This window comes from Parasynechococcus sp. (genome assembly GCF_042954245.1).
Classification (GTDB): domain Bacteria; phylum Cyanobacteriota; class Cyanobacteriia; order PCC-6307; family Cyanobiaceae; genus Parasynechococcus.
Genome location: NZ_JBGKDP010000021.1, coordinates 1 through 4,562, shown reverse-complemented (window position 1 = coordinate 4,562; position 4,562 = coordinate 1). Strand labels below are relative to the sequence as shown.

Genomic DNA, 4,562 nt, shown 5'->3' with positions numbered 1-4,562 from the left:
AATAAGGAGATGTGAGCTTCACCTGCTGTTCCGACAACAAAGACAGGGAAGCTTCCTTCATGCACTTCATGGCTGCAACCATGCCAGGCATCGGAACACCGAGACTATTGTACATCTCGCGAGCGCCCACCAGGCCGATCTCCTGGATCATTTCGGTGCTACCGGCCAGAACTCCGTAGGTGACTAGACGGAGATACCAGCTGTAGTCGCGCAGGCACTGGGCCCGCTGGCGCTGACCGTAGGCATTACCGCCAGGCGCGACGTACTCAGGTTTGCGACCAAACAGTTGCTTGGCAGATTCGTCGACGATCTTCTTTTCGTTCTCGGTCAGAACCTTGACCACAGACACGCGCATCGCGCCTTGGTCAAGGAAATCCACCATGGTGCGGAGTTCTCCGCTGGTGGGATACCGCAGATCGTCATCGGCCTGGAGGATGAGATCCCGGACAACGCTCATGGAACTGGGCAGGCTTAGTGGAGTTTAGTGGTCTCGACCCGTTCACTCGACCCATCTCCGCCCGGGTGTTACGCCATTGCAATGGCAGGGAACCGAGAACATGACCAAAGTCGACAGCCCGAACAGCAGTGAACCGCGGCCGGGGCTCACGATCGAGCTCGAGGCTGTTGACCTTGACCGCGACGGCAAGGGTCTAGCCCGTTGGAACAACTGGGTGATCGTTGTTCCTGATCTCTTACCGGGGGAGCGCGCCAAGGTTCAGCTGCAGCAACGCCAAAAGTCGCGCTGGTTGAGCCGTCGGGTGGATCAGATCTCGTTTTCCGAAGATCGGCGCCGTCCCCCCTGCATCCTTGCCGATGACTGCGGTGGTTGCACACTGCAACGCCTGGATGACCCCGCCCAAACCCGTTGGAAAGCCCAGCAGATTCAACAGATCATGCAGCGCATCGGGGCCATTTACGTTGCCCCTGAGCCCACTCTTGTTGATGCCGAACGCTGCTTTGGTTACCGCAACAGAGCCTTGATCCCGCTGAAGCGGGACCAGAACGGACGCCTAAAAGCCGGCTACTTCCGACCGAAGACCCACAAGATCGTCAATCTGAACCACTGCCCGGTGCTCGATCCACGCCTGGACGCGTTGGTGGAACCTCTAAAGCAAGACCTGGATGCAGGGGGATGGCCGGCCGATCATGACCTGCTCGAAGCCCAGGGTCTGCGCCATCTCGGGCTTCGTCTGGCCAGCGCCACTGGAGACGTGTTGATCACGTTGATGAGCAGTCATACTCAGCTTCGAGGCCTGAAGGACCTCGCGCAGACCTGGGTCCAGCGTTGGCCCGCGGTGAAAGGGGTCTGCCTCAACCTTCAACCCAAGGCCAATAACCTGGTTCTCGGTCGTACCACCCATTGCCTCGCTGGTGTTCCCACCATTGAGGAACAGTTCTGCGGCATCAAGCTCTCCCTCAGCAGCACCACCTTTGTTCAGGTGAACACGCCGCAGGCGGAACGGATCGTTCAGCTACTCACCGACTGGCTTTTGATTCAGTGCGCCCGCGGACGTGTGGTCGACGCCTATTGCGGCGTTGGGACTATTGCCCTACCCCTGGCCAAGGCCGGTTTTCATGTTCAAGGTCTGGAACTGAATCCCGACTCGGTGGAGCAGGCCCGGCTCAATGCCATTCATAACGGTCTCTCCTCCCGCTGTGCATTTCATGCAGGCGATGTGGCAGACCTCCTCACTTTTCAGCTGGATGACTGTCAGGCGCTTGTGCTGGATCCACCGCGACGGGGTCTCGATCGACGCGTGGTGGACGGCATTCTTGAGCAGCCTCCTGCCGTGCTGGCCTACCTCAGCTGTGACCCCGCCACCCAAGCACGGGACCTGCAAGCACTGCTCGGTCCATCAGGCCCCTACGAGCTGGAGATGCTCCAGCCCGTGGACTTCTTCCCTCAGACAACGCACCTTGAGTCGTTGGCGCTGCTGAAACGGATCAGCTCCTGAGCTCCGCCTGAAACTGCTTGCACAATGCTGCGCGCACCTTGTCGTGAACGGGCTGAATTTTGTCGTCGGTGAGGGTTTCGTTTTTGCCGCGATAGCGCAGACGGAAAGCCTGGCTCACTTTGTTGTCACCCAGCTGCTCCCCCTCAAAGCGATCCACCAGCTCCACCTGCTCCAAAAGAGGTTTGCCTGCCTTGCGGATGGCTTGGATTAGATCGGCAGCTGCACTTGATAGGTCCACCACCACGGCAAGATCCCGCTCACTGAATGGCACGGTTGGGTAGGGCTTGAAGGATGGCGTCCAGCGGTTGCTGCGGGTGGCGGCATCCAGCAGTCGCGCGAGGTCGAGTTCAAACAGATAGGTGGCTTCAGGAAGATCAAGCTCCTCAGCCATGGCTGGGTGAAGTTGACCGAAACACCCCAAGGGGCGTCCTTCCAACACCAGGGCGGCGGCCCGACCCGGATGCAGTCGTGCATTGTCGGTCAGACGACGGTCGGACAGCTCCAGCTGCAGGGCCTCCAGCACTCTAGTGAGAACCCCACGGGCCTGGAAATAGTCCGGCGCCTGCGGTTTGCCACTGGTTGCCCAGGTGGAGAGGCGTCGATCTCCGCAGATCACGCCACCCAGAATTGCGGTCTGGCTGACGGCTTCCGGGGAGCCGCTGTAGGTGTTGCCGATTTCGAAGATGGAGCAACCCCGCTGCGATGCCTTCAGATTGCGAACACAGATCTGCAGGTGTTCCTCCCAGAGGTTGGTGCGCAGATGGCTGGTGTCGGCCAACAACGGATTGCTGATGGCGATGCGCTGTTCTTGCTCTGATCCAGGAACGAGAGACAAGGTGGTGACCTCCTGCAGCCCCGTGGCACAGAACAGCTGCCGCAGGCGCCGTTCCGCCTGCTGGCGCGGTGTGAGGGCACCGGGCTTCAACGGATCCGGCAGATGGGCCTCGAACCGATCGAAGCCAACAAGTCGGGCCACTTCCTCGATAAGATCCACTTCACGCTGCAGGTCTTGCCGTCTTGAGGGCGGCGCAATCACCTCCCATCCCTGCTCATGGGCTAAGAGCTGGCAACCGACGGCTGACAGGCAGTTTTTGATGCTGGTGTCATCCAGATCCTCCGGGCCATCTGCCGCATCGAGGGGGCCAAGCAGTTGATGCAGGGCACTGCGCCGCAACAGCACCGGTGCCGCTTCTGAGGGACCGGTCCCTCCCACCCAACGGCCCTTCTCAGAGCAGGAAAACTCCTGACTTAATAATGCCGAGGCACGGGCCGAACAGGGCAGGGTCATTTCCACAGGCAACCCCTTTTCGAAACGGCTGCTGGCATCCGTGCGTAAGCCCAGGGCACGGGCGGACTGACGAACCCGCGGCGGAGCAAACAGGGCGGATTCGAGCCAGATGTTCCGGGTTTTGGCGGTCACCCCACTCTCGAGACTCCCCATCACACCTGCGACGGCCACAGGCCGGTCATGACAGGTGACGACCTGAACGCGGCTGTCGAGGCTTCGTTTCTGATCATCCAGACCTACAAAGGTTTCCCCGTCGCGAGCGGGACGGACAGCAAAACTCTTGGCATCCACCGGATGCCCGGTCAGTTGTTCCAGCGCATCGGCATCAAAGGCGTGGAGGGGCTGCCCCTGCTCCAGCATCACCAGATTGGTGACGTCAACCACCGCATTCACGCTGCTCACACCACCGCGCTCAAGACGCTGCTGCAACAGGGTAGGTGAGGGCTTGGAGCCATCCACACCCTCGATCCTGGTGATCGAATAGAAGCAGCCGTCCAGTTCTGTGTTCAGCGGAGTGGTGCTGGGATCCAGATCCAGCTCGGGCAGGCTCAAACTGCCACCGGTCAGGGCCGCTACCTCGCGAGCGATACCCACCATGGAGAGGCCGTCGGGGCGATTGGCGGTGATGGCCAGCTCCAGAACGGTGTCGTCGAGTCCTAGCAGGGGCGCTACAGGCGAACCGGTAGGCGGCAGCGATTCCTCAAGCTCATCCAGGATGGCGATGCCGTCGGATTGCTCCGTTAGGCCCAGCTCGGTCAGGGAGCAGATCATTCCGTTGCTGGCCACACCCCGCAATTCGCCGGCTTTGATCATCAAGCCAACGGCGGGGAGGGTGACTCCGACCATGGCCACCGGAACATGGATGCCGGCACGAACGTTGCTGGCACCACACACGATCTGGATTGGTTCCTGAGCTCCGACATCCACGCTGCAAACGCTCAGCTTGTCGGCATTGGGGTGTTTGTCCTGTTCTAGGACATGGCCAACCACCACGCCCTGGGCCCGGGCGCTTAGATCATCAACCTCGTCCACCTCAAAGCCTGCCATCGACAGGCGCTCGGAGAGATCGTCCACGGACTCATTCACCTGGACCAGCTGCTTTAGCCAGGAGATGGATACCCGCATCGGATCTATGCCAGACAGCGCGCGATCTTAGGAAGTCCCCATGGGAGAGCTACTCAGGACCTGTCAAGTCAGGAGGTAAGCTCGATGTCTGTCAATTCGCTTCGCACCTGCGGCGCAACGTCCTTATATGGCTAAGAACAAGGGCGTCCGGATCGTGATCACTCTCGAGTGCACCGAATGCCGGTCCAATCCCG

Annotated in this window: 3 protein-coding genes and 1 pseudogene; 2 read left to right on the top strand and 2 right to left on the bottom strand. The window is 60.4% G+C overall.

What is annotated here, in order from left to right:
- On the bottom strand, positions 1 to 457 hold a 457-nt coding region (apcD, locus tag ACGVJ8_RS00755), incomplete at its 3' end, for an allophycocyanin subunit alpha-B (RefSeq protein ID WP_392345034.1).
- Between the two features lie 100 nt (positions 458 to 557).
- Here apcD and rlmD point away from each other — a divergent pair.
- Positions 558 to 1,955: a 23S rRNA (uracil(1939)-C(5))-methyltransferase RlmD gene (gene rlmD, locus ACGVJ8_RS00750; RefSeq protein WP_392345033.1), complete on the top strand. Its 1,398-nt coding sequence runs from the start codon at positions 558 to 560 to the stop codon at positions 1,953 to 1,955.
- Here rlmD and pheT read toward each other — a convergent pair.
- A complete protein-coding gene (pheT, locus tag ACGVJ8_RS00745; protein ID WP_392345032.1) occupies positions 1,945 to 4,368 on the bottom strand; it encodes a phenylalanine--tRNA ligase subunit beta in 2,424 nt (807 codons plus the stop codon). The genes rlmD and pheT overlap by 11 nt on opposite strands.
- Before the next feature lie 127 nt (positions 4,369 to 4,495).
- Between pheT and ACGVJ8_RS00740 the strand changes: the two are divergent.
- Positions 4,496 to 4,562: pseudogene (locus ACGVJ8_RS00740) on the top strand (50S ribosomal protein L33); the annotation flags it as partial.

What these genes read in the sequence shown, in the direction of transcription:
- rlmD (WP_392345033.1), top strand. Translation starts at nt 558, where the DNA reads ATGACCAAAGTCGACAGCCCGAACAGCAGTGAACCGCGGCCGGGGCTC.
- pheT (WP_392345032.1), bottom strand. Translation starts at nt 4,368, where the DNA reads ATGCGGGTATCCATCTCCTGGCTAAAGCAGCTGGTCCAGGTGAATGAG.